The following is a 25,569-nucleotide window of genomic DNA, read 5'->3' as shown; positions in this document are numbered from 1 at the left end:
GCAAATGATACCAGAATTTACCATCAACCCCTGTAATAAAGAAAATATAAAAACCATAGTTGATGGACTTAATTCTTATAACCTTGGCAAAGTAGCTGCTCTTTCAGAGATGTGGACTCCTTTGGAGTTTGTAGCTACAAATTCTGACAGAGAAGAAATAGGTGGAATTTTAGGAGGTATTGGATACTGGAATGGATTAGAAATTAAAATACTATGGATAAAAGAATCTTATAGAAAAAATGGAATTGGATCTCGATTACTAGCCCATGTAGAACATCTCGCTAAAACAAAAGGTGTAAAAACAGCTATGGTAGACACTTTTGACTTCCAAGCAGAAGGTTTTTACCTAAAAAATGGGTACCAACCAATAGGAGAAATTAATAACTTTCCCGAGGGACACAGACGAATATATTTCTCAAAAGATCTAAGTTCTTAGATAAAAGTTTCTAATCAGCATAATTTTCTAAAACGAAATCTCCCCAATTAGCTATCGATTGAATTAATGGTGTTAAAGTTTTACCAAAATCTGTTAAGGAATATTCTACCTTTAATGGAGGTTTAGAAGTATATACTTTTCTATGAATTAACCCGTCTTCTTCTAGTGCTTTTAACTGAAGACTTAAAGTACGCTCCGTAACTGTTGGCATCTCCTTTCGTAACTCACTATATCTAAGCGTGCCATCGAGCAAATGAAACAATATTACTGTTTTCCACTTTCCTCCTATGATCCCCATAGTTAAGCTGGCACAACAAGGATACTCTTTACCCTTAAATTTTAACATTTTTGGTGCAGATTCTTTCATTTTCTTATACTATCATTTTTGACCGTTATTGCAAAGGTATTAAACTATAGTTAGTTTTGCTACTATAATTTTTATAGTAATAAAATGGATATAAAGAAAATACTTAATTGGAGGTACTCAACTAAGAGTTTTGACCCAAACAAAAAAATTTCTGATGATAATTTTGAACAATTAAAAGCGCTACTAAGATATAGTCCATCTAGTACCAATATTCAACCTTGGCATTTTGTAATTGCCAATACGGAAGAAGGAAAAAGCAGAATTGCTAAAGGAGCACAAGGCTTTTTTCATTTTAATGAACCAAAAATCTTAAAGGCTTCCCACGTTGTTCTATTTTGTTCTAAAACTAGTGCTGATGAAGAATATATGCAGCACCTATTGCAGCAAGAAGATCAAAATAAACGATTTCCGAATGATGAGATTAAACAAAATGTATACAACGCTAGAAATATTTTTGCTGATATTCATCGCTACGATGTGAAAGATTTTCAGCATTGGCTAGAAAAACAAGTATATCTAAATATCGGTAATTTTTTACTTGGAGCAGCAACGCTAGGTATAGATGCTCTTCCTATGGAAGGTGTAGACCTAAAAGCATTGGACGAAGAATTCGATTTACGTAAAAAAGGTTTTACTTCTGTAGCAGTGGTAGCTTTAGGTTATCGCGATGAGTCAGACTTTAACATTCCGAACAAAACTCCAAAATCTAGATTACCAGAAGAGGAAATCATCACCCTATTAAACTAACTTAAAAAATAAAATCATGGCATATTATTCTGTATTAGATGTAACACCAACCAATAATGAATGGGTTTCTGATTATGTTTCCGTGTCTGGAGATATTGTAAAAAAACATGGTGGAAAATATTTAGCAAGAACAACTTCCCACGAACAAATAGAGGGACAAGCACAAAATGCAGCACTTAGGATCATTTTAGCATGGCCTTCTAAAGAAGCAGCTACTAACTTTATGAAAGATCCTGAGTATGCTCCTCATCTAGAAGCCAGAACATCTGGTGCTATAAGCCATCATTTTCTCATAGAAGCAAAAGATGATTTAGCTTAGTATAAAAACGATTTAAATAAAAAAAGATGACAACACAAAAACTTACCATTGTTGCAAAAATTCTTGCAAAGGAAGAGAAAAGAGATTTAGTAAAAACTGAATTACTAAAACTTATAGATATTACCCGAGCAGAAAAAGGTTGTATCAACTACGACTTACATCAGGATAATGAAAATGAAAACTTATTTCTGTTTTATGAGAACTGGGAAAGCAGAGAATTATGGCAGCAACATATGAATAATTCTCATCTAGCTTCATACATGGAAGCCACTGATGGAGCGGTAGAAGAATTTACCCTGCATGAAATGACTTTAATTAGATAATACATGCTATACTTAAGAAGTATTTTCTTGAAAACAAGCTTGATTAAAGCAATAGAGTTAATGTTTTTTACATAACCGCACTGATAAAAAAGCACCTGGTTTTATCTTTAATAAATAGAAGGTATGTGTTTTACTACTCATAAAAATAAGGTTTTTTTAAACTCCTTTTTTCATCTAGCAAGCTCATAGCTTTTTCCAAGAAATAATAATTTAAATTCATATTAAAATGATCTATTCACATTTCTTTTTTAGGAAGTTTCATAAGAAATCAATTTTATTTTTTATTCCCTCAATAATATTATTATCAGTATCCTGTAAGCAGGAAAATAATTCCATGGAGGAGACTACGAAGATTGAATCAAAGCCTAAGAATATCACCAAACACACTAATAAAGTTCTTTTAAGCTCAGAAATTGTCTGGGAAAAGTTAAATCCAGCTCGTGGTGATCAAAGTCCACAGGCAGGAACTATTTGGGGCGATCGAAAAGAGGAAGTACCTACTGGATTTCTTGCTAAATTCGTAGATGGTTTTTCATCTCCTCCGCATATTCATAACGCTACGTATAGAGCAGTAGTTATTAAAGGGAGTATACATAACGACGACCCTAAGGCAGAAAATATGTGGATGAAAACTGGTAGTTTCTGGACACAACCTAAGGGAGAAGCTCATATTACTTCTGCAAAAGGAACTGAGAATATCGCTTTGGTAGAAATTGATAAGGGACCTTACCTTGTAAAACCAATAGAAGAAGCCTTTGACAGTGGTGAACGGCCTATAAATATTGATATTACGAATATAGTTTGGTTAGATCATCATCAATCTGATTGGATATCTTCTTCTAGTAATGCGAAAATCAGCTTTTTATGGGATCGTAAATCCGAAGATCATATGAGAGGTATTTTTATAAAACTACCCGAAAACTTTAATGGACAAATAGAAAGTAATGGTTCTGTTTTGCATTCGGTACTTATTAAGGGAGAACTGAATTACGTAATGCCCAGCAGTAATGAAACAAAAGTTCTGGACACTGGAAGTTACTTTGGATCAACGGATAAAGCCATTCATACTCTTAACAACAAAAACAACCAAGAGGTACTTCTTTATATAAAAACCAATGGAAGTATTAAAGTTATAGGAGTCTAACATATATGTAAAACACAAAGAAGGTCTTGCAAAGCAAATTTCAAAATAAATCATTCTTATGAAAACCATATTTATCACAGGTAGTACAGACGGAATTGGAAAATTAACAGCTATCGAACTAGCCAAACAAGGACATAGCGTTTTTGTACATGGCAGAAACAAACAAAAACTAGAAAATACAATTCTAGAAATTCAAGAAAGTACAGGTAATAAAAATACAAATGGGTTTTTAGCAGATCTTTCCAATTTAGATAGTGTAGAAAAAATGGTGCTTGAAATTGAGAAAGAAGTATCACATATTGATGTATTGATAAATAATGCTGGGGTTTTTAAAAGTAAAATATCACATAATGAAAATGGCATAGACATTAGATTTGTAGTAAATTACCTTGCTCCTTTTCTCCTTACCAAAAAACTAATTCCACTTTTACAAAAAGGTACTTCGCCAAGAATCATCAATCTTAGTTCTGCCGCGCAATCATCCGTTCAACTTGAAGCGCTATCCAATTCTATAGCATTATCGGAACAAGAAGCTTATGCAGAAAGTAAGCTTGCATTGACTATGTGGAGTTTCCATCTTGCCAAGGAATACAGCGATATTAATATCATCGCGGTAAATCCAGGTTCATTACTTAATACTCGTATGGTTCAGGAAGCATATGGAACCCATTGGGCTCCTCCAGAGAAAGGTGTAAATATCTTATGTAGTCTAGCTATTTCTGATGAGCACAGCAATAGTTCTGGTAAATATTTTGATAATGATAAAGGTATTTTCTCGCAAGCGCATCCTGATGCATATGACTCCAATAAAATCAAAGAATTAATAGCAATTACCAATTCAATTTTATCATAGAAATATGAAGTCATTACAAAAAATAGCTTCCAAAAATAAGTTAAGTTTAGGACTCGTATTTCCACTAGAATCGTATCAGGGAGCAATAGCAAAAATGGAGAACCAAGAAAAACTTGCAAAAAGAGCTGAAGAACTTGGTTTTAAAGCGCTATGGTTCCGTGATGTTCCATTTCATGATCCTTCTTTTGGTGATGCAGGACAATTATATGATCCTTGGATCTATATGACTCACATGATGAATCAAACTAAAGATATTATGCTCGCTACAGGAAGTATAATTCTTCCCTTGCGACATCCAATTCATACAGCAAAATCCATCCAAAGTTTACAACACCTATCTAAAGGAAGAATTATTATTGGGGCTGCATCAGGAGATCGTCCTATAGAATATCCAGCATTCAACTATAAACTACATGAAAAGAGCGAACTTTTTCGTGATAGTTTTCAATATATAAAAGCATTACAAAATGATTTCCCATTACATCAATCTAGATATTATGGTGTAATTGATGGCAGAATTGACTTACTTCCAAAATCAGAGTATACGACTCCAATGCTGGTAACCGGTCATTCCGGACAGTCTCTAGATTGGATTGCAAAAAATGCAGATGGTTGGCTATACTATCCGAGAGATTTTGCTTTCTTACAAGGTACTATGTCTGATTGGTTAAACGCTTTAGAAAAAAACGAACAACCTTGGAAACCTTATATGCAATCTCTATATATTGATTTATTAGAAGATCCTGAAGCAACTCCAAAGGGAATTCATTTGGGATTCCAATCAGGAATATCTTACGCTATAGAACATCTAAAAACTTTAGAATCCTCTGGAGTTAATCATGTAATTATTAATCTAAAATACGGATCTAGGCCTGCGAGTGATGTAATAGAAGAGCTAGGAGAAAGTTTAGTTCCCAATTTTAAATAAGAATATGATAAGCAACCTAATTTGTTATCACTGCAAACTCTCCTTTTAAAGGATCTAAATATTTCAATAACATTGGAATTAGTTCCTCTCCATATTCTAAATACATTTCAGAAAAATTTGTAGTACGTTCTTGCAAACTCTGGTTAGGAAATAATTCATTTTGAATATTAGTTAATCTACCTACATGGTCTTTTAACTTTAATCGCTGAGCTTTTAGCAATCTCTTTTCTAACATATCTAATCCCTTAAGTTGTTTTACTTCTTGCGCTTTTACAGCATTCTTGAAGGTAACATCCGTTTTCTCTGCTAACTCATACATTGCTTTAAACTGCTCTTTTAAATGATTACGTTGCGGATCAAAATTAATATCTATATTAGATATCTGTCGTACTTTTCTATTAATGAGCTCATGCTGTTTTAAAAATAATTCTGTGGTGGTTACAGCTAATTTTTCAATTTTCGCAGATTGTTTTGCTGTTTGCATTAATACAGAATTACGCAACAATAACATCGGGAATGGAATCTGAACATTATCAAAATAATCCTTGAGCTCTAACCAGTATGCTAGTTCTCCTCCTCCTCCAATATAACATAAGTTTGGTAAAATAACTTCTTGATACAGTGGTCGCATCATCACGTTGGGACTAAACTGTTCTGGAGTATCCTGAAGCTTTTGTAATATTTCGTTCTTACTCCAAACGATATCAGTATCATTTACATAATAACTCCCTTCCTTTTCAATAACTCTTTCCCGAATACCTTCAGAGAGGTAAAACAAATTAATTTCACGTGGGTTTACCTGTATTTTATATCCTTTTGCAGCTAACTTTTCAGCTTTTGGTAAAACATTTTTGTAAGAAACTTGATCTTCTAGTTCTTTTTGTACAAAAGGAATAAATAGTCGTTTCAATTCTTTATCATCTCCATCTACAATAACTAATCCATATTCTCCAAATAATTCATTCGCCAAATATCTAGTTGCATCCGCCAAATTATGATGATTCAAATATGCCTCCTGAAATAAAGACCTCAACTTTTCTGCATTCCGGCCAGATCCTAATTCGGCCGAAAATATTTCAAAAACTTTATCCAAACCTTCAGTTTCGAAAACTCCAACAGCTCCTCCGTCTGGTCGATTCCATTGAATCTTTTTTCCTTTGAAATTAAAATAATTAATCTCATCAAAATCATGATCTTCAGTGGCCATCCAATATACTGGCACGAAGTCATAATTAGGATATCTTTCTTTTAAAGTAATCGATAGATTAATTGTAGAAACTATTTTATATAAGAAATATAAAGGACCTGTAAACAGGTTTAATTGATGTCCAGTAGTAACTGTAAATGTATTGTGATTAGATAGCTTATCTAAATTCTCTTTAGTACTCGAAGTCACTTTAAAGTCTTCATATTGAGCAATTAAAGATTGTTGTAAAACAGAACGATTTTGATCAGAAAATGACTGTTGTTTTTCTAAAATCTGCGCCTCGAAACTTTCTAATTTAGGAAATCTATGATAAAACTCTTTTAGCTCGGCTTTTTCGTCTAAGTAATCACAAATAAATGAAGAAAAGTAATTTGTTTTTCTAAACGGAATACAGTCACTTGGCATAGGGTGTTCTTTTTTGATCGATAAATATACAAGAGATTGTTATTGCATGGATTATTTTATATTTTTTTTAATAGTAAAAGCAGAATTTACCAGAACACATTACTTTTGAAAACAGAAATATTAAGAATAAGGATATCTTAAATACTAAATTTTAGTTAATACAATATATATCCTAAATTTAAGGCGGTATTTTACCAAAATTAAAAACTCATCAATGAAAAAAACACTCTTCACACTACTATTTATTGTTTCTTCTTGGGCATATGCTCAAAACACACTTCAATCGCCAGCGCAATTTCTTGGTTATGAAATTGGAAGTCAATTTACACGTCATGCAGAGGTTATTAATTATTTCAAGCATGTTGCTGACAACTCTGATTTAGTTACGTATCATAAGTATGGAAAGACTAATGAGAGAAGACCTCTAACCTATGCTATCGTAACTAGCAAAGAGAATCAATCAAACATAGAAAACATAAGATTAGACCATCTTAAAAATACTGGAATTGTTAGTGGTAATAGTACGCCAAAAGTTGCGATAGTTTGGTTGAGTTATAATGTACATGGAAATGAAGCTTCAAGCACAGAAGCTGCTATGACAACTATTTATGAATTAATAACCACAAAAAAAGATTGGCTACAAAATACAGTGGTTATTATAGATCCCTGTGTAAATCCAGATGGTAGAGATCGATATGCTAATTGGTACAATCAAGTAAAAGCAACACCATATAATACGGATCAAAATGCTACTGAACATAATGAACCTTGGCCAGGCGGAAGACCAAATCATTATCTTTTTGATTTGAATAGAGATTGGGCATGGGCTACACAGGTAGAATCTTACAGTAGACTAACTGCTTATAACAAATGGATGCCTCATGTTCATGTAGATTTCCATGAACAAGGAATTAATGAACCTTATTATTTTGCTCCAGCAGCAGAACCGTTCCATGAGATCATAACTCCATGGCAGCGTGATTTCCAGACTCAGATAGGAAAAAATCATGCGAAATATTTTGATGCAGAAGGTTGGTTGTTTTTTACAAGAGAACGTTTTGACCTATTATATCCTAGTTATGGTGATACCTATCCTACTTTTATGGGAGCAATAGGAATGACTTACGAGCAAGCTGGGCATGGTCGTGCCGGTTTAGGGATCCAAACCGATGAAGGATATGTTCTTACTTTAAAAGATCGTGCACTACATCATACTACTACTGGATTATCTACGGTAGAAATATCTTCCAAAAATGCGGAGAAATTAAACACTGAATTTAAAAAATTCTTTAATAATGCTGCGCTTAAATATAAAAGTTATGTATTGAATGGAACTGCCGATAAGATCAATGCTTTAACTGAGTTATTGGACAAACATGAGATCAAATATGGGTATACAAATAGTGCAAAAATATCTGGTTTTAATTTTAGGGAAAATAAACAAGGTAGTATAGATGCAAAAGGTGCTTTGGTCGTAAGTACGGATCAACCAAAAGGTAAAATGGTAAAAGTATTATTTGAGCCAGATGCAAAGTTAAATGATCCTCTTACTTATGATATTACCGCTTGGAGCATCCCGCATGCTTATGGTTTAGAAGCTATCGCTTCTACTTCATTAATAACAGCAAATGCAACAAAATCTTCTGTGAAGGCTAATAATACTGCTAATACCTCTGGTGCTGGATATATTTCTAAATGGAATAGTATGGACGATGCTGCTTTCCTAGCAGAACTATTAAGAAATAAGATAAAAGTTAGATTCAGTGAGAAAGACTTCACTAATAATGGTGTACAATTTAAAAAAGGAAGTCTTATCATTACTAAAAGTGATAATCGTAAAACAAAAGATTATGACAAAACGGTGATTGATATTGCTAGCAAACATAATAGAAAGTTACACGCTGCAGCAACCAGCTTTGCTAATAATGGAGTAGACTTTGGATCACCAGATGTAAAACTAATTAACAATCAACGTATAGCTGTATTAAAAGGAAATTACACCTCATCATTAAGTTATGGTGAGATTTGGCATTTCTTTGAAAAACAGCTTCAATATCCCATTACCTCTATTGATACTGATTATTTTAAAAGAGTAGATTTAAGCAAATATGATGTGCTAATACTACCTAATGGCTATTACGGTGGTTATTTAGATGAAAGCGCTCTAAACAAACTAAAAAGTTGGATTAGAAGTGGAGGAAAAGTAATTGCAATTGCCAATGCAGTGAGTGCTTTTGCAAATAAAGATGGATTTGATCTTAAGCACAATAAACCAAAAGAAAAGAAAAAAGATTCTTTAGGAAATCTAATTCCTTATGATAAACGTGAGCGAGAAAGCGTAAAAAACTTTATAACAGGAAGTATCTATAAAACCAAAGTTGATCCATCGCACCCATTAGCATTTGGATATAGCGACACTTATTTCAGTCTTAAATTAGGAAGTAGTTCTTATAAATTTCTCCAAAACGGATATAATGTTGCCTATATACAAGAGCCTACAAGTGTTTCTGGGTTTTCTGGAAAAGATGCATTAAAAGGACTTAAAAATTCATTAGTTTTTGGAGAGGCTAGAATGGGAAGCGGAAGTATTGTTTATTTAGTAGACAATCCTTTGTTTAGATCCTTTTGGCAAAATGGAAAACTATTTTTTGTAAATGCTATATTCCTAACCAACAATAATAAGTTTAGAATTTAGCATAAACGACTTACTCAATATATTCAATTTATGAATGCTCAACACATCTCAAAAATATTTAAGTTATTGATCTGTTCCCTGATCATAACAACTAGTTGTAATAAAAAGAAAGAAAGTGTGGAAAATTTACAACCTGAAACTACTGATACAGAAAATACTTTATTAAAAGAATGGACAGGACCTTATGGAGGAGTTCCCGCCTTTGACAAAATGAAAATTTCAGATATCAAACCAGCTTTAGAAAAAGGAATAAAACTAAATCTGTCAGATATTGATGCTATCACTGCAAACCAAGAAAGTCCAACTTTTGAGAATACAATTGTTCCGTTCGAAAAGTCTGGAAAAGAACTTAATAGAGTTTTTACTTACTATGGTATTTTAAGTAGTAATCTATCCTCTCCCGAATTTAGAGAAATTCAGAAGGAAATGGCTCCAAAATTATCAGATTTTCGATCTAAAATCTCACAAAACAAGATTTTATTCCAACGAATAAAATCAGTATACGATAACTCAAAAAAGGAACCATTAGAAGACGATCAACAAAGAGTAGTACAATTAATTTATGAGCAATTTGCTATGAATGGAGCTGAATTGGATGAAGAAAAAAAGAAAAGGTACGCTGCCATTAATAAAGAATTATCAGAGTTATACACCAACTTTTCTAATAACATTTTAGCAGACGAAGAAGGTTATGTAACCTACCTATCCAAAGATCAATTAGGAGGATTATCCGACCCCTTAATTAAAGCTTATGAAAAAGCTGCTAATGATAGAGGAAAGCAAAACATGTATGCAGTTACGAATACTAGATCTTCAATGGACCCTTTTCTAAAATATTCTACCGAAAGAAAGTTACGAGAGCAAGTTTGGAAAAATTATTATTCTCGCGGTGATAATGGAGATGAAAAAGATAACAATGAGAATATTGCAAAAATACTACAGCTTCGAAAAGAGCGTGTTGGATTGTTAGGGTATGATAACTATGCAGATTGGAGATTACAAAACCGTATGGCAAAAAACCCCGAAAATGCAATGAAGCTAATGAACGAGGTATGGCCGGCTGCCATTGCACGCGTAAAAGAAGAAGTTTCAGACATGCAAGCCATTGCTAATAACAATAAAGATGATATTACCATAGAACCTTGGGACTATAGATATTATGCAGAAAAAGTAAGAAAACAAAAATATGATCTTGATTCTGATGAAGTAAAACAATATCTACAATTAGACAAACTCAGGGAAGCTATGTTCTTTGTGGCAGGAGAATTATTCAATTACAAGTTCACTCCAGTTCCTGAAGGAAGTGTTCCTGTTTTCCATGAAGATGTACATGTTTGGGAGGTAAACGATAAATCCTCTGGAGAGCATATTGGTCTGTGGTATTTAGATCCTTTTGCAAGAACAGGAAAACGTTCTGGAGCTTGGGCTACAACTTATAGAAGTCATACCACCTTTGATGGTAAAAAAACTGTTTTAGCCTCTAATAACTCTAATTTTGTTAAACCTGCTCCTGGAGAACCTGTCTTAGTTTCTTGGGACGATGCAGAAACATTTTTTCATGAGTTCGGTCATGCACTACACTTTTTCTCTTCTGAAGTGAGATATCCTACATTAAACGGTGGTGTACGTGATTACACAGAATTTCAATCACAATTATTAGAGCGTTGGTTAGCTACAGATAAAGTTATCAATACATATTTAGTGCACTTTAAGACCGGCGAACCTATGCCAAAAGAACTAGTTGAAAAAGTTAAAAAAGCAGCTACCTTTAATCAAGGTTTTGCCACCACCGAATATCTAGCTTCCGCTTTGATGGATATGAAATTTCACTTAGCTGACCCAACTAATATTGATGTAGATGCGTTCGAAAAAGAAACTTTATCCGAACTAAAAATGCCTAAAGAACTGGTAATGCGTCATCGTACTCCTCATTTTGGACATGTATTTTCTGGAGAAGGATATGCTACAGCCTATTATGGATATATGTGGGCAGATGTTCTCACAGCCGATGCCGCTGAGGCATTTGCAGAAGCTCCTAATGGCTTTTATGATAAAGATCTGGCAGCCAAACTAGTAAAATATCTTTTTGCTCCTCGTAACGCCATGGATCCTGCAGAAGCTTATAAGCTATTTCGTGGTAGAGAAGCTAACATAGAAGCGCTAATGAGGGATCGTGGATTTCCAGTCAGCGGAAATTAAAATTAGTATTTCTAATTGAGACTCATAAAAAACTGAAAGATGATGAAAGAATCAAAGACTACAACTAGAAGAAAATTCATTAAAGGATCATCAATATTGGCAGCAGGTATTGCTACTACTCCATTGATGAGTTTTACAAATGAAGCAGTTCTTCCAGACACCACGGATAACATCTACTTAGTTGGTCCTCAGAAAGGGTACTCTCCTCAGATTGGCACTCTATTATCTACTATGACCATGATGAGAGCTTGGGTTATCAGAACCGTAAAAGATCTTACCATAGAACAATTAGATTTTCAAATAGATGAACAATCTAATTCTATTGGTGCTATGTTATTACATCTAGCAGCTACAGAAAGATACTATCAACTTAATACTTTTGATGAAATTCCTTGGGGTAAATGGGATGAGGACATTAAAAAAGAATGGGATATCGCAAGTGGTTTAGGCAAAAAAGGAAGAGAAATAATTAAAGGAAATCCTATTAATTATTATCTCCAAACGCTTAAAGAAGTAAGAGAGGTCACCAAAAAAGAATTTGCAAAAAGAGATGATACGTGGATCATGAAATCCGAACCTTTTTTTAGTAATCAACCAACTAATAATTATGCGAAATGGTTTCATGTATGTGAACATGAATCTAATCATAGAGGACAGATAAAGTTTATTATAAAAAGGCTTCCTACCTAATTAAATAAATGGAAAAAAATGTGCAATTACAACCTGAAAAAATCATCGATACGATTTCATTATTAGAAAAACGTATTCGTGATAGATTTCCTAATTCAGGTTTAGAAAAAGTATGCCACAACTTTTTACACGTAGCACTAGATAGTAAACAGAATATAGAATGGATCTCTAAACCAAATATATCCTTAAGAATTTTTGCATATCTGGTTATTCTTGTAGGATTAGGTGGATTGGTATATAGTGTTACCTATATTAATTGGGAAATTCAAAATACAACTTTAGGTAATATTGTTTCCTTATCTGAAGCTATATTTAATGATATTATTTTGATAGGAGCGGCAATTTTCTTTCTTATTTCCTTAGAATCTAAGTTAAAAACCAAAAGAGCATTAAAAGCACTCAATGAATTAAGAGGAATTGCTCATGTTATCGATATGCATCAACTCACTAAGGATCCTAACCTAACTGATAGTAATAATACATCTACTGAAAATTCTCCAAAAAGGACTTTAACAAGGTTTGAGCTACAGAGGTATTTAGACTATTGCTCAGAAGCGACAGCATTAGTAGGAAAAGTAGCAGCTTTGTACTCACAGAGTCTTCCAGAAGAAACAGTAGTACATGCTGCAAATGAAATAGAAATTTTAACGACTGGATTGAGTAGAAAAATATGGCAAAAGCTTATTATTTTAAATGATTCAACTCCAAAAAAAAATAAACAAGTGTAAATTCATCAATTATGAAAACAACTAAATCTGTATTATGGGTTTTTATATGTACAACCCTTATCGTTTCTTGCAAAAAAGACACTCCTGTTACCGAAGATAAGGTTGCTAAAGAAACAAAAGAATTTAAAGTAGATTTCGAGAAATTTACTTTGGATAATGGATTACAGGTTATCTTTCATGTTGATCGTTCTGATCCCGTAGTTGCAGTAGCGTTAACAGCACACGTAGGTTCAGCTAGAGAAATAGAAGGAAGAACAGGTTTCGCACACTTGTTTGAACACTTGTTATTTCTAGAGTCAGAAAACCTTGGAAAAGGAGGATTGGACAAAATGAGTGCAAGAATTGGAGGTTCTGGAGCTAATGGATCTACCAGTAGGGATAGAACAAATTATTTCCAAACAGTTCCGAAAGATGCGCTAGAAAAAATGATCTGGGCAGAAGCAGATAAATTAGGGTTCTTTATCAATACCGTTACTGATCCTGTGCTAGCCAAAGAAAAACAAGTTGTAAAAAATGAAAAACGACAAAGCATTGATAATCGTCCTTACGGACATGTTTCCTATGTCATAGGTAAAAACCTTTTCCCAAAAGGGCATCCATATAACTGGCAAGTAATTGGTTCGTTAGAAGATCTTCAAAATGCAACTTTACAAGATGTGAAAGACTTCTATAACAAGTGGTATGTCCCTAATAATGTAACCCTTACTATAGCTGGAGATTTTGATACAGCCCAAGCAAAAGAATGGGTTCACAAATATTTTGATGAGATTAAACGTGGAGAAGACATTACTCCCTTAAAAAAACAACCTGTAACGCTTTCAGAAACTAAAAAACTATATTACGAGGATAATTTTGCTAGACTTCCTCAATTAACAATGACTTGGCCTGCAGTACATCAATATCATCCAGATTCTTATGCATTACAAGTGTTATCAAGCTATTTATCCGAAGGAAAGAAAGCACCTTTTAATGAGATAATAATCGATAACAAGCAATTGGCTCCGAATGTCACTATGTTTCATTTTGGTTCGGAATTGGCTGGTGAATTTAGATTACAAATACGAGGGTTCGAAAAAGTAAACTTAAATGATATCGACAAGGCTGTACAAGAAGCTTTCACAAAATTTGAAGCAGAAGGAATCTCACAGAAAGATTTGGATCGAATTAAAGCGGGACAAGAGACCAATTTTTACAATGGTTTATCTAGTGTGTTAGGAAAAGGGTTTCAACTAGCACAATATGAAATTTTTGCAGGAGATCCTGGATTTATAAATCAGGATGTAAAAAACATACTTGCTGTTACTACCGATGATGTAATGCGAGTATATAACCAATATATAAAAGGAAAACACTTTGTAGCAACAAGTTTTGTTCCTATTGGACAAACTGACCTAATACTTACAAACTCTACACTTGCAGAAATAGTGGAAGAAAAAATAGTAGAAGGAGCAGAAGAAAATTTTGATGCTAGCATAGCAGCTACTTACGAAAAGACTCCGTCTAGTTTTGATCGATCTCAGGAACCACCTTATGGAGAAACACCTAAAGTAACAATTCCTGAAGTTTGGGAAGATAATTTGACCTCTGGACTCAAAGTATATGGAATTCAAAACGATGAAGTTCCTTTGGTTCAGTTTAGAATAGATATTAAAGGTGGTTTATTACTAGAACAAGCAGATAACGTAGGTGTTTCAAACATGCTTGCTCGATTAATGATGAAAGGAACTAAAAACAAAACCACTGAACAATTAGAAAATGAAATAGAAAGTCTTGGAGCGATAATAAATATGTATGCTACTGATCAAAATATTAGTATTAGCGGTAGTACTTTATCTAAAAACTACGATAAAACCATAAAATTAGTTCAAGAGATTATTCTCGAACCGAGATGGGATGAAAAAGAATTTGAACTAATAAAACAGGACATCAGCAGCCAATTGCAACAGCAAAAAGCAAGTCCGAGAAGTATCGCTACTAATGAATTTGCGAAACTAATCTATGGTAAAGATCATATTCTCTCCTATAATAATTTAGGATCAGAAAAGACAATAAAAGAAATTACAGTAGAAGATCTAAAAAGTTATTACAATTCCAATATTTCTCCATCGGTTACAAAAATTCATCTAGCGGGAGATATTTCTAAAGATCAAGTAAACTCTTCATTATCAGAATTGAATAAAAACTGGGATGTTAAAGAAGTGGTATTTCCAGAGCTAAGCACTCCAGCTGCTCCAGAAAGGTCTCGTGTTTACTTTTATGATGTGCCAGGAGCGAAACAATCCATGATACGTTTTGGATATCCGGCAATGGCTGCCACGGATAAAGATTTTTATCCTGCTACAGTTATGAACTACCGACTTGGTGGTGGTGGATTCGCATCTCAACTTACACAGCAATTAAGAGAAGGTAAAGGGTATACCTATGGAATAGGATCTCGATTTTCTGGAACTACAATTCCTGGATCTTTTTCAATTTCTAGTGGAGTACGTTCTAATGTTACCTATGAATCTAGTAGCTTGGTAAAAGAGATTTTAGAAAACTATGGTAAAGATTACAATGAAAATGATCTGGAAATAACAAAAAGCTCACTTATAAAAAGTAATGCAAGAGCATTCGAAACCCTAGGTGCCAAATTAAATATGCTTACTAATATAAGTACTTTAGGATATGCTAAAGACTATATAACTAAACGAGAAGCTATCGTAAATGAAATGACAGTAGATCAGATTAAATCATTAGCTAATCAATATCTTGATCCTAATAAAATGATATACTTAGTTGTTGGTGATGCAAAAACACAGCTAAAGAAATTAGAAGAACTTGGATATGGAACGCCTATACTGTTGAATGAAAAAAATAAAAAAGTAAAAGATTAAGATAATAACCAAAAAAGTAAAGCACCAACAAAATCAGATAGTACAGCAAGAGTATAAATAAAATATCTTAATGAGATAACTATAGTATAACTATATAAATAATGAATATTGAATCTTTTTATGGTACGCTTCTTTTAGAATTCAATAAATATTCACTGATCAAAAGGCATTTGTCCAAAATGGCAGATCGAATGTTAGAAGGTATTATAGCTCAGGAAAATATTATTTATAAAGAAGTAAACAATTATCATCCTAAATATTTAGGCAAATCAATAGAAAAATTAAAAACGATCAATTTCACCATTGATGATTGTAGATCAACCATTGCTAATGAATATGGTTTTCAAAACTGGAAAACAGTTTCACAATCAAATATCCGTTACGATGTAGTTTTTGAAAAAGCAGTAAACCAACTCATCAATGGAGATTTTGATGCTTTAAAGCGCACAATACATGCTCATCCACATATAATATCTAAAAGATCTAATTATGGACATCAGGCAACTTTGCTACACTATACCGCTAGTAACGGTGTAGAAATGTGGAGGCAGAAAGCACCAAAAAACCTCCCGATGATTACTGACTTTTTAATAAACAAAGGCGCTAATGTAAACGCTAAGATGAAAGTTTATGGTGGCTACTTCGATACCTTAAGTTTATTAAAATCTAGTATTCATCAATTTAATGCTGGTATTGCAGACGAAATGATTATTATTTTAGAAAAGGCCATGTAAGCGTTAAAATAAAACTTCAATCTGATTCTTAAGTTAATATTACTCTTTCTACCTGGTCAAATCAATGTGCTAAAAGTCAATTTTTAGGTAAAAAAGTTTAATGATTGACGTTTTCGTGAATGAATAAGACATAAAATCCAATATATTCCTATCTACGATTAAAGTATTTTATCAAACTCTTAATTAACGACTCAATAATAAGGGAATAAATTATCTAAGTAGAGTTCTGGAAAAATTCATATATTTTAAACAATTATCATCTATTAACCTATTTCAATAATAATTATTCAAAATTAACGTATTTTAAGGGTCTTATATTATCAAATTGTTAATTACAGGGATTTTTCATTTTTACCTGATTCTTAATAGAAACATCAAAAAACTGAACATAATTCACCATTTCGTTTCAAACTGATGATGAATTTTAAAATTATATTCATTTTTATTAGAAACTAGACACTGGAATTTTACCGAAATCCCCATGAATAAAGGGCTGTTAAGATAATTTTATGATTTCGGATTAGATTTTTGAATACATTTGCCCCGGTTTTTAAAAAAGCAGATAACAACATATCACAAAACATAAAAAACTTTTATTAAAATGATTAAAAAATTCCCATTTCTAGTTATGATAGCTTTAGCAATAACATCATGTGAAAGCTCATCCGTAGAAGACGAAGTATTCAATGTAGATACTGAAATAGAAGTATCTGAAGATGAAGATGTCGAGATCATCGATGTTCACGAAGACAATACATACGGTTTAGGAAACTAAAATAAAATATCCTCAAAATAAATTTAAACAAAACAGACATGAAAAAAATCGCATTTTTATTAGTATTAGCTTCAATTTTTGTTGCTTGTGAAAACGAATCATTCGAAGACGCAGTATTTAACGAAGATACTACAACTGACACGGAAGAAACAACTGACGGAGAGCAAGACGGAGAAGAAATTACTGTTGGAAACCAATAATAAATAAGGTTCTCTTTTATAATAGAATTAACCAAAATATAGAAGTACAATTACTTCGACAGGGAAAGCATTATAGCTTTCCCTTTTTTATTTTATAGATATCAAATAAAAGAATTCTTAGAAAGAATAATTATCTTAAATAACACATAAACCTAAACAAAAAGAAAAGTAAAACCTGTATATTAAACGGTAATTTCTATTTGAAAAATTGAATTCAATTAAAACATACCAGCTAAACGACACCCAAAATGATCAAATAACCTTTGACATAAAGAAAATGGAGGATATTTATGATCATAAAAATGGTTTAGTTGATGCTCCCCACAGACATGATTTTTATATTATCCTATTAGTTTTTAAAGCAAAAGGAACCCATGTTATTGATTTTAATGAATTTTTGTTAGAAAATAATCAAGCATTTTTCTTGAGTCCGGGACAAGTTCATCAAATGATTGAGCTTGAAAAATCATTTGGCTGGGTGATTACTTTTTCGAGGCAATTCATGATAAAAAATAATATTGATTATCGATTCATAGAAGACATTAATTTATTCCAGGATTATGGATACACTCCGCCCCTTTCATTAAATAAAATCCAATTTGAACAGTTAAACCGGTATACTCAAGAAATTTTTGAAACCTTTAATTCTGAGTCTAAATTTAGGTTAGCTGCAATCGGTGCATGGATAAAGTTATTCTTAATCTATAGCAACAATATTTGTAATACCCATCCAAAAGACCCACAGCAATTACAAACAGGATCACTAATTTTAACATCGTATAAAGAATTAGTAGAAAAACAGTTTGCTTCGTGGCATAAAGTACAGCAATACGCAGAAGCATTACACGTAACTCCAGATCATCTTAACAGAACTATAAAATCACTAATCGGAAAAACCGCCAAAGAATATTTACAATCTAGAATTATTATTGAGGCAAAACGGCTTTTGACTTTTTCAGAAAACTCCGCAAAGGAAATCGGTTATGGATTGGGATTCACCGAACCCGCTAATTTTAGTAATTTCTTTAAAAAGTGCACAGGTCATTCTCCTACAACTTTTAGGAAGAATAGATAAGATCGGATTTTTACAAGGTTCTTACGTATTCTCATATTCTAACTACATCCTTAAAAGATGAAATTTGTATAGAATATAAAATGAAAGGATATATTATGAAAACGATCATGCATAAATCAGAAACAAGAGGAACAGCTAATTTAGGATGGTTAAACTCTCATCATTCTTTTAGTTTTGGAAACTACTACAATCCAGAAAGGATGAACTTTGGAGCTTTAAGAGTTCTTAATGATGATATTGTATCTGCCGGAATGGGGTTTGGAAAACATCCACACGATAATATGGAGATCATATCTATTCCTTTAGAAGGAGCTTTAGAGCATAAAGACAGCATGGGAAATACTACCGTTATCAAAAAAGGAGACATACAAGTCATGAGTGCCGGAACAGGAGTATTTCATAGTGAGTACAATAAGAACTCCGATAAAGAAGTGAAATTTTTACAAATTTGGATTACCCCTAACCAAAGAAATGTAACTCCGAGATACGACCAAATTACCCTAAATGATGAGGATTTAAAAGACAATTTATACCAAATTTTGTCTCCTAACGATGATGATGATGGTGTATGGATACATCAAAATGCTTGGTTCCATATTGGTCAATTTAAAGAACAGCATATCGAAAATTACACATTGAAAAATAACAAAAATGGAGTTTATATTTTTGTTCTTGAAGGTAATATTACCGTAGAAAAACAGGAGTTAGAACAAAGAGATGGATTAGGTATATGGGATACAAATGAAATTAAAATTGAATCTAAAAGTGCTTCTAAAATATTAGTAATGGAAGTACCAATCACACACTAAATTATAAAGTTATGCAACTAATACAAAATCTAGAATGGCGATATGCCACCAAAAAGTTTGATCCCGAAAAAAAAGTTTCAAAATCAGACTTAGAAAATATCAAAAAAGCAATTTCTTTAGCTGCCTCCTCTTACGGACTACAAGCTTATAAGGTATTGATCATTGAAGATCCAGAAATTCGAAAAAAATTACAACCAGAATCTTGGGGACAATCACAAATTGTAGACGCTTCTCAACTTATTGTTTTTTGTAATTATACAAATGTAGATAACCAAGTAATCGATGATTATTTAAAACTAAAAGCAGACATCCAGAATTTAAATCTCGAGGATCTAAAAGGTTATGGAGACTTTATGAAATCGAAAATCACCGAATTACCTGATGAGATAATGAAAGCTTGGACAGCTAAGCAAACTTATATAGGTCTTGGAAATCTGCTAGCAGCATGTGCAGAGTTAAAAATTGACGCTTGTCCTATGGAAGGTTTTAGTCCAGAAGGATATGATAGCATTCTAAATCTATCGGAGAAAGGGTTATCTGCTGCCGTAATTGCCACCATAGGATATCGTTCTGAAGAAGATATGACCCAACATAGTAAGAAAGTTCGAAAACCAATACAAGAACTATTCGAAACTATATAATCTTATGATGATTATACATTAATTCAAAACGAGGTTTACACATAATTGTAAGCCTCGTTTTTGTTTATGAGACAAAGGGGTTCTATTCTTAGCTAAGCTATTTTAGGGAAATGATAAATTCAACATGGAATTAGAAAAGAAATAATGATCATATAAAAATGAGGTTCGAATATTATCAAATTGTTAATTATGCATTTTTTTAAAGTAAAAGCTGTATTGAACTTATTCTAATAAAAAACCAAAAACAATACACCAATATCAACATTTTCAACACTTTATTGCGGATATCTTACCACTGATAATCAATAGATTGCAAAAAATCGACTTTAATTTTGTGTTACGAACACTGAAACTCTTCCTCTAAGCTGAAATTCAACAATTTATGTTTCTTTTTTAAATACTTTTGCGCTCGAAATAAAATTAAATTAAAAATAAAGCGTTTACTATAAAACTTTGTCCCTTAATAAAATAAAGACATAAAGTTCTCTTTAGATTTGAATTAGCCAAGAAAATATTAAAGAGCATTTACGCAACAAAATCGAGGATAGAAATTATCCTCGATTTTTTTTATCTTTAAGTTACACTCTTCAAAAGCTCTTGGAAATGTTAAAACAAATAGTTTCTATATTCTTCCTATTATCATTTTCGCTGATTTCTTCTCAGAAGAGTATTGATCATAAGTATGCTGAGTTCAATTTTTGGATTGGAGAATGGAATGTATACAAGCATAACACTGACACAATAGTTGGAAAAAGTAAAATAGAAGCAATTATTGATAACAAGGTTATCAAAGAAACCTATCATGCTACAACATCCAAGTTTAAGGGAACCAGTTTAAATAAATATAACCCTAGAACAGATCAATGGGAACAATTTTGGGTAGATAATTCTGGGCTAACACTTCATATTACTGGAAATCTAAACGATGGTAAGATGATTTTAGAAAACACAATCAACTTACAAAAAAATAACACCCTATCTAATAAAATAACTTGGCAACAAAATGACGACAAAACGGTTCGACAAATATGGAGTCAAAGTAAGGATAAAGGTAAGACGTGGAAAGTTATATTTGATGGAGACTACAAACCAATAGTAGATAATTAAACTACAACTTCTCCATACAAATCAAAATCCTCAGCATCATATATCTTAACAGTCGTATATTCCCCTGTTTTTAAATAAAACTTAGAAGCATCTATTAATACTTCGTTATCTACATCTGGAGAATCAAATTCTGTTCTACCAACAAAATACTTCCCTTCTTTTCTATCGATAACTACTTTAAACTCTTGTCCTATCTTTTCCTGATTAAGCTCCCAGGAAATTTGAGATTGAATCTCCATAATTTCATTAGCACGATCCATTTTCACCTCTTCAGGAACATCATCTTCCAAGTTATATGCATGTGTATTTTCTTCATGAGAATATGTAAAACAGCCTAGTCGTTCAAAACGCATTTCTTTTACCCAATCTCGCAACGTTTCGAAATCTTCTTGTGTTTCTCCTGGATATCCTACAATTAGCGTTGTTCTAATAGCCATCTCCGGTACTGCTGCTCTAAACTCTTTAAGTAATTTAGTTGTTTTCGCTTTGGTAGTACCTCTTCGCATAGATTTCAGAATTGGATCTGCAATATGCTGAAGCGGAATATCAATATAATTACATATTTTAGGTTCTTCTCTCATTACTTCCAAAACTTCCATTGGAAAACCTGTTGGAAATGCATAATGTAAACGAATCCATTCTACACCATCTACTTTTACCAAAGCACGTAGTAAATCTGCTAACTTCCTTTCTTTATAAAGATCTAATCCATAATATGTTAGATCTTGCGCTATTAGAACTAGTTCTTTTACACCATCGGCCGCAAGTTTTTCTGCTTCGGTTACTAATTCCTCTATAGGAGTGGATTTGTGCTTACCTCTCATTAAAGGAATTGCACAAAAAGAACAAGGACGATCACATCCTTCTGCTATTTTTAAATAAGCATAATTTTTAGGCGTTGTTGTTAATCTCTCTCCAATTAATTCATGCTTATAATCTGCTCCCAAGGCTTTTAATAAGCCAGGAAGTTCAGTAGTACCAAAATATTGATCTACATCAGGAATCTCTTCTTCTAAATCAGGCTTATATCTTTCTGATAAACAACCAGTAACAAAAACTTTATCAACGATACCCTGATCTTTTTTCTGTACATACTCTAAAATAGTGTTTACAGATTCTTCTTTTGCATTAGCAATAAAACCACATGTATTGATGACCACTACATTTCCTTCTTCTTCATGAACAACTTCTTTGTTATTTGCCTTAAGTTGTCCCATAAGAACTTCGCTATCATACACATTCTTACTACAACCTAATGTCACTACATTGATCTTATTCTTCTTTAAAGTCTTTGTTCTCATATCGTTTGAATCAATCTAACCGGTTCTATTAAAGGTGTGCAAAGATACAATGAATAACTAAAGTTTAGTATATAATTGCAACAACTCTCTTCTGAAAACAATAAATAATTTAAACCTTTTGTATATTGTAGCGTCTAAATCTACATATATAATCAAAATACGCTATGAAGAAAAAGATATCCCCTATCCTTTTTCTGGTATTTTCTTGTATTTTTTCTTGTTCAAGTGATTCGGAAGAAATGTCCATTGAAAATCCAGATCCTAATCCAGATCAAGTTTCTTTATATTTCCCACCTATTGATTCTGAAGAATGGGAAACGGTATCCATATCAGATCTTGGCTGGAATTCCGATGCTGAAACAGATCTTTACAATTTCCTTGAAGAAAAAAACACAAAGGCTTTTATTATTCTAAAAGATGGTAAGATAGTAATAGAACAGTATTTTAATGGTGCCACAGCTACAGATAATAACCCTTGGTACTCAGCTGGAAAAACCCTGACATCATTTATGATAGGATTAACACAGCAAGAAGGATTATTAAACATAGAACAATCGTCTAATACCTACTTGGGTGATCAATGGGCAACGATTACATCTGATCAGGAAAATGCAATCACAATAAAAAACCACCTAACCATGACTACTGGTTTAGACTATAATGTAACTAATCAAAATTGTACCGATCCTAACTGTTTAACATATCTAAATGAAGCTGGATCCTTTTGGTACTATCATAATGCTGCTTATACGCTATTATCGGATATTATTACAGGCACTACAGGAATGGAATACACGGACTATTTTGATACTAAAATCAAAAACAACATAGGAATGAACGGCACATGGCTGAGTCTTGGGTATGCCAATGTTTATTACAGTACAGCCAGAAGCATGGCTCGTTTTGGCCTATTAAACTTAAATAAAGGAACTTGGGAAAACACTCCTATTCTTACAGATCTAGCTTATTTTACGGAAATGACAAATAGCTCACAAAATCTTAACCCTTCGTACGGATACCTATGGTGGCTCAACGGAAAATCTAGTTTTCGTGCACCTTCATTCGAAACCGAATTTCCGGGAGAGCTTATGCCAGATGCTCCAGATGATCTTTTTGCTGGTTTAGGAAAAGACGATCAAAAACTATATGTAGTACCTAGTCAGAATCTTGTAATTGTTCGTATGGGAGATGATACAGGAAAAGCACTACTAGGCCCTTCTAGTTTTGATAATGATTTATGGATTAAAATTAATAAACTAATGAATTAATTGTACTTTATTGGTGCTCGACGTTCTTTTGCAATTTGTTCATACGCGAATGCTAATGCTAACAGTTTATGTTCAGAAAATGACTTTGCAATAAAAGTTAAACTCTTAGGTTCTCCTTTATCAGTATATCCCATCGGAACCGTTATAGCAGGATATTTGGCCACAGCAGCATATCCTGCATGATAATTATTTATAGATAAAATCGCATCCAAATTATGAGTATCTATATGTGTATCGAAATAACTTCTAGAAACACTTTGTAAATTCTCCTTGATCGTTTTCAACTCTTTCGTTGTAGTACTATCACTCACAATTCCCTCTAACAATGCTTGACCATATGGCATTCTTATCAATGAGTCTCGTAAATTAAATGCAATAATATCTTCGATAGTTTTCGTCGCAATATTATCGCTTGCATACTTAGCTATATATTGTGGTAGATCATGTTTCATGTCTATATTTAAAATCGTCAAGAAACCAGGAAGTGGAGTATTCTCAGGTTCTAACTCCACTATTTCTGCTCCTGAATTTTTAATTTTCTCTACTGCTTTAGTATAGAGGGAATCTGTAAGGTAGGATTTCAAAACACCAAACTTTTTTCCTGCTAAGTTGGTATTTGTAATTTTTGGCAAGGAAACTGTTTTTGCCTGAATAGAGGCACTATCTGTAGTATCCTTACCGACGAGTGCATTGTATAAAATTACATTATCAATCACTGATTTTGTCATTGGACCTGGAGTATCTAATGTACTGGAAATAGGTACAATTCCACTTCTACTAAAAACTCCAATCGTAGGCTTTAATCCTACTACCGAGTTTTGACTCGATGGCGATAATATAGAACCACTAGTCTCTGTTCCAATAGCTGCTACACAAAAATTAGCCGCAACTGTGACCCCACTTCCCGAACTCGAACCACCTGATTCAAAAATCATTCTTCCATATGGATTCATTGTTTGCCCGCCAATTGCACTATATCCTACTGGACAACTAGAACAGAAAAAATACGCCCACTCACTTAGATTTGCCTTACCCAGTAACAAAGCTTTTTTTTCTAACAAACGATTAGCGATAAAAGCGTTTTCAGCATTATTGTTTTGTAAAGCAACAGCACCTGCTGTTGTAGGCATACCTCTGGCATTGATATTATCTTTAAGCAAAATTGGCATACCATAAACAGAGTGAATATCTATATTAGATGTATCCATTTTATCTAATTCTCTTGCTTGCTCAACGACTAAAGGATTAAGTGCAATAATACCATTGAGAGAAAGCTGATTATCACTTTCATATTTTCTAATTCGGTACAAGTAAAAAAGCACTAATTTCTCATAAGTAAGCTTTCCTTCTTTTATACTTGTCTGTAAAGAAGGAATATCCTTTTCTAAAATAAGAGGTTTTAAAGCATTATAATCTTCTTCTAAAAAATAATCCAATTCCGATTCTAACGGCCTCCACATCTGGTTTTTATCTAAAACTTTGGAGTTAACCAGTTTTAGATGCATACGCGACTGTTCTAAATCAAGCGTTGCCTTTATATCTTCAGATTCATCATAAGGTTGCCATGTTACCCTAGGTTGTTTAGTAATTACTTCTGGAGTAGTTTCTTTTTTACAAGAAGAAAAAAGAGAAATTGTGATAAGAAGACTTATTATTCTATACATCATGAGTTTGTGTGTTTACGGAAATATCCTCTCAAAATAACAAAAAGGGACATTGTAATCTATAACAATGTCCCTTTT

Annotated in this window: 24 protein-coding genes; 20 read left to right on the top strand and 4 right to left on the bottom strand. The window is 32.8% G+C overall.

All coding sequences use genetic code 11. From position 1 onward, the window contains the following. The first annotated feature begins 4 nt into the window (after positions 1–4). Positions 5–436 (top strand): GNAT family N-acetyltransferase, encoded by a 432-nt coding sequence (locus ACWNT5_RS09220; protein ID WP_456517172.1) that lies wholly within the window; start codon positions 5–7, stop codon positions 434–436. Between the two features lie 10 nt (positions 437–446). Here the strand turns inward: ACWNT5_RS09220 and ACWNT5_RS09215 are convergent, their stop codons facing one another. After that, positions 447–782, bottom strand: coding sequence for a winged helix-turn-helix transcriptional regulator (locus ACWNT5_RS09215; protein ID WP_299607231.1), 336 nt, complete (start codon positions 780–782; stop codon positions 447–449). 105 nt (positions 783–887) lie between these two features. On the opposite strand from ACWNT5_RS09215, the gene nfsB reads away from it, so the two are divergent. From nfsB to ACWNT5_RS09185, 6 genes are all read left to right on the top strand, one after another. Continuing rightward, positions 888–1,550 (top strand): oxygen-insensitive NAD(P)H nitroreductase, encoded by a 663-nt coding sequence (gene nfsB, locus ACWNT5_RS09210; protein ID WP_456517171.1) that lies wholly within the window; start codon positions 888–890, stop codon positions 1,548–1,550. A 16-nt stretch (positions 1,551–1,566) separates the two neighbouring features. Next, a complete protein-coding gene (locus ACWNT5_RS09205; protein WP_456517170.1) occupies positions 1,567–1,869 on the top strand; it encodes a DUF1330 domain-containing protein in 303 nt (100 codons plus the stop codon). 26 nt (positions 1,870–1,895) lie between these two features. After that, positions 1,896–2,192 carry a putative quinol monooxygenase gene (locus ACWNT5_RS09200; RefSeq protein ID WP_456517169.1) on the top strand — a complete coding sequence of 99 codons (297 nt, stop codon included), beginning with the start codon at positions 1,896–1,898 and terminating at the stop codon, positions 2,190–2,192. A gap of 334 nt (positions 2,193–2,526) precedes the next feature. Continuing rightward, on the top strand, positions 2,527–3,336 hold the full coding sequence (locus ACWNT5_RS09195; RefSeq protein WP_456517168.1) for a DUF4437 domain-containing protein: 810 nt from the start codon (positions 2,527–2,529) through the stop codon (positions 3,334–3,336). 58 nt (positions 3,337–3,394) lie between these two features. Further along, the gene (locus ACWNT5_RS09190; protein WP_456517167.1) at positions 3,395–4,189 is read left to right on the top strand and encodes an SDR family NAD(P)-dependent oxidoreductase; all 795 of its coding nucleotides are present in this window, start codon (positions 3,395–3,397) and stop codon (positions 4,187–4,189) included. Positions 4,190–4,193: 4 nt separating this feature from the next. Then, a complete protein-coding gene (locus tag ACWNT5_RS09185) occupies positions 4,194–5,117 on the top strand; it encodes an LLM class oxidoreductase (RefSeq protein WP_456517166.1) in 924 nt (307 codons plus the stop codon). Positions 5,118–5,133: 16 nt separating this feature from the next. Here ACWNT5_RS09185 and bshC read toward each other — a convergent pair whose 3' ends face one another. Then, entirely contained in the window at positions 5,134–6,729 is a 1,596-nt protein-coding gene (bshC, locus tag ACWNT5_RS09180) for a bacillithiol biosynthesis cysteine-adding enzyme BshC (RefSeq protein WP_456517165.1), read from the bottom strand. 214 nt (positions 6,730–6,943) lie between these two features. Between bshC and ACWNT5_RS09175 the strand changes: the two genes are divergently transcribed. The 12 genes from ACWNT5_RS09175 to ACWNT5_RS09120 all read left to right on the top strand — a co-directional run bounded on the left by ACWNT5_RS09175 (position 6,944) and on the right by ACWNT5_RS09120 (position 21,258). Continuing rightward, positions 6,944–9,424 carry a M14 family metallopeptidase gene (locus ACWNT5_RS09175; protein ID WP_456517164.1) on the top strand — a complete coding sequence of 827 codons (2,481 nt, stop codon included), beginning with the start codon at positions 6,944–6,946 and terminating at the stop codon, positions 9,422–9,424. Between the two features lie 30 nt (positions 9,425–9,454). Then, positions 9,455–11,623 (top strand): M3 family metallopeptidase, encoded by a 2,169-nt coding sequence (locus ACWNT5_RS09170; RefSeq protein WP_456517163.1) that lies wholly within the window; start codon positions 9,455–9,457, stop codon positions 11,621–11,623. Positions 11,624–11,662: 39 nt separating this feature from the next. Next, positions 11,663–12,313, top strand: a complete 651-nt coding sequence (locus ACWNT5_RS09165; RefSeq protein ID WP_456517162.1) for a DinB family protein — start codon at positions 11,663–11,665, stop codon at positions 12,311–12,313. Positions 12,314–12,321: 8 nt separating this feature from the next. Continuing rightward, positions 12,322–13,041: a hypothetical protein gene (locus ACWNT5_RS09160; RefSeq protein WP_456517161.1), complete on the top strand. Its 720-nt coding sequence runs from the start codon at positions 12,322–12,324 to the stop codon at positions 13,039–13,041. Between the two features lie 11 nt (positions 13,042–13,052). Next, positions 13,053–15,917, top strand: a complete 2,865-nt coding sequence (locus ACWNT5_RS09155) for a M16 family metallopeptidase (RefSeq protein ID WP_456517160.1) — start codon at positions 13,053–13,055, stop codon at positions 15,915–15,917. Positions 15,918–16,018: 101 nt separating this feature from the next. Continuing rightward, positions 16,019–16,651 (top strand): hypothetical protein, encoded by a 633-nt coding sequence (locus ACWNT5_RS09150; RefSeq protein ID WP_456517159.1) that lies wholly within the window; start codon positions 16,019–16,021, stop codon positions 16,649–16,651. Between the two features lie 628 nt (positions 16,652–17,279). After that, complete coding sequence (locus ACWNT5_RS09145) at positions 17,280–17,426, top strand: hypothetical protein (RefSeq protein WP_299606779.1); 147 nt, start codon at positions 17,280–17,282, stop codon at positions 17,424–17,426. 38 nt (positions 17,427–17,464) lie between these two features. Further along, a complete protein-coding gene (locus tag ACWNT5_RS09140; RefSeq protein ID WP_299606777.1) occupies positions 17,465–17,626 on the top strand; it encodes a hypothetical protein in 162 nt (53 codons plus the stop codon). 208 nt (positions 17,627–17,834) lie between these two features. Beyond that, a complete protein-coding gene (locus ACWNT5_RS09135) occupies positions 17,835–18,701 on the top strand; it encodes a helix-turn-helix domain-containing protein (protein ID WP_456517158.1) in 867 nt (288 codons plus the stop codon). A 95-nt stretch (positions 18,702–18,796) separates the two neighbouring features. After that, positions 18,797–19,510: a pirin family protein gene (locus ACWNT5_RS09130; protein ID WP_299898941.1), complete on the top strand. Its 714-nt coding sequence runs from the start codon at positions 18,797–18,799 to the stop codon at positions 19,508–19,510. Between the two features lie 11 nt (positions 19,511–19,521). Beyond that, a complete protein-coding gene (locus ACWNT5_RS09125; RefSeq protein ID WP_456517157.1) occupies positions 19,522–20,151 on the top strand; it encodes an NAD(P)H-dependent oxidoreductase in 630 nt (209 codons plus the stop codon). Between the two features lie 603 nt (positions 20,152–20,754). Next, on the top strand, positions 20,755–21,258 hold the full coding sequence (locus ACWNT5_RS09120; RefSeq protein WP_456517156.1) for a hypothetical protein: 504 nt from the start codon (positions 20,755–20,757) through the stop codon (positions 21,256–21,258). On the opposite strand, the gene rimO is transcribed toward ACWNT5_RS09120, so the two are convergent. Beyond that, positions 21,255–22,559 carry a 30S ribosomal protein S12 methylthiotransferase RimO gene (rimO, locus tag ACWNT5_RS09115; RefSeq protein ID WP_456517155.1) on the bottom strand — a complete coding sequence of 435 codons (1,305 nt, stop codon included), beginning with the start codon at positions 22,557–22,559 and terminating at the stop codon, positions 21,255–21,257. The genes ACWNT5_RS09120 and rimO overlap by 4 nt on opposite strands. A gap of 164 nt (positions 22,560–22,723) precedes the next feature. Between rimO and ACWNT5_RS09110 the strand changes: the two genes are divergently transcribed. Further along, positions 22,724–23,827, top strand: coding sequence for a serine hydrolase domain-containing protein (locus ACWNT5_RS09110; RefSeq protein ID WP_456517154.1), 1,104 nt, complete (start codon positions 22,724–22,726; stop codon positions 23,825–23,827). Here the strand turns inward: ACWNT5_RS09110 and ACWNT5_RS09105 are convergent. Further along, positions 23,824–25,494: an amidase family protein gene (locus ACWNT5_RS09105; protein ID WP_456517153.1), complete on the bottom strand. Its 1,671-nt coding sequence runs from the start codon at positions 25,492–25,494 to the stop codon at positions 23,824–23,826. The genes ACWNT5_RS09110 and ACWNT5_RS09105 overlap by 4 nt on opposite strands. Positions 25,495–25,569: the final 75 nt, after the last annotated feature.

The organism is Aquimarina sp. 433 (assembly GCF_054054605.1).
Note: the sequence above shows the minus strand (reverse complement) of the source record. Positions and strands in the feature narration are given on the sequence as shown.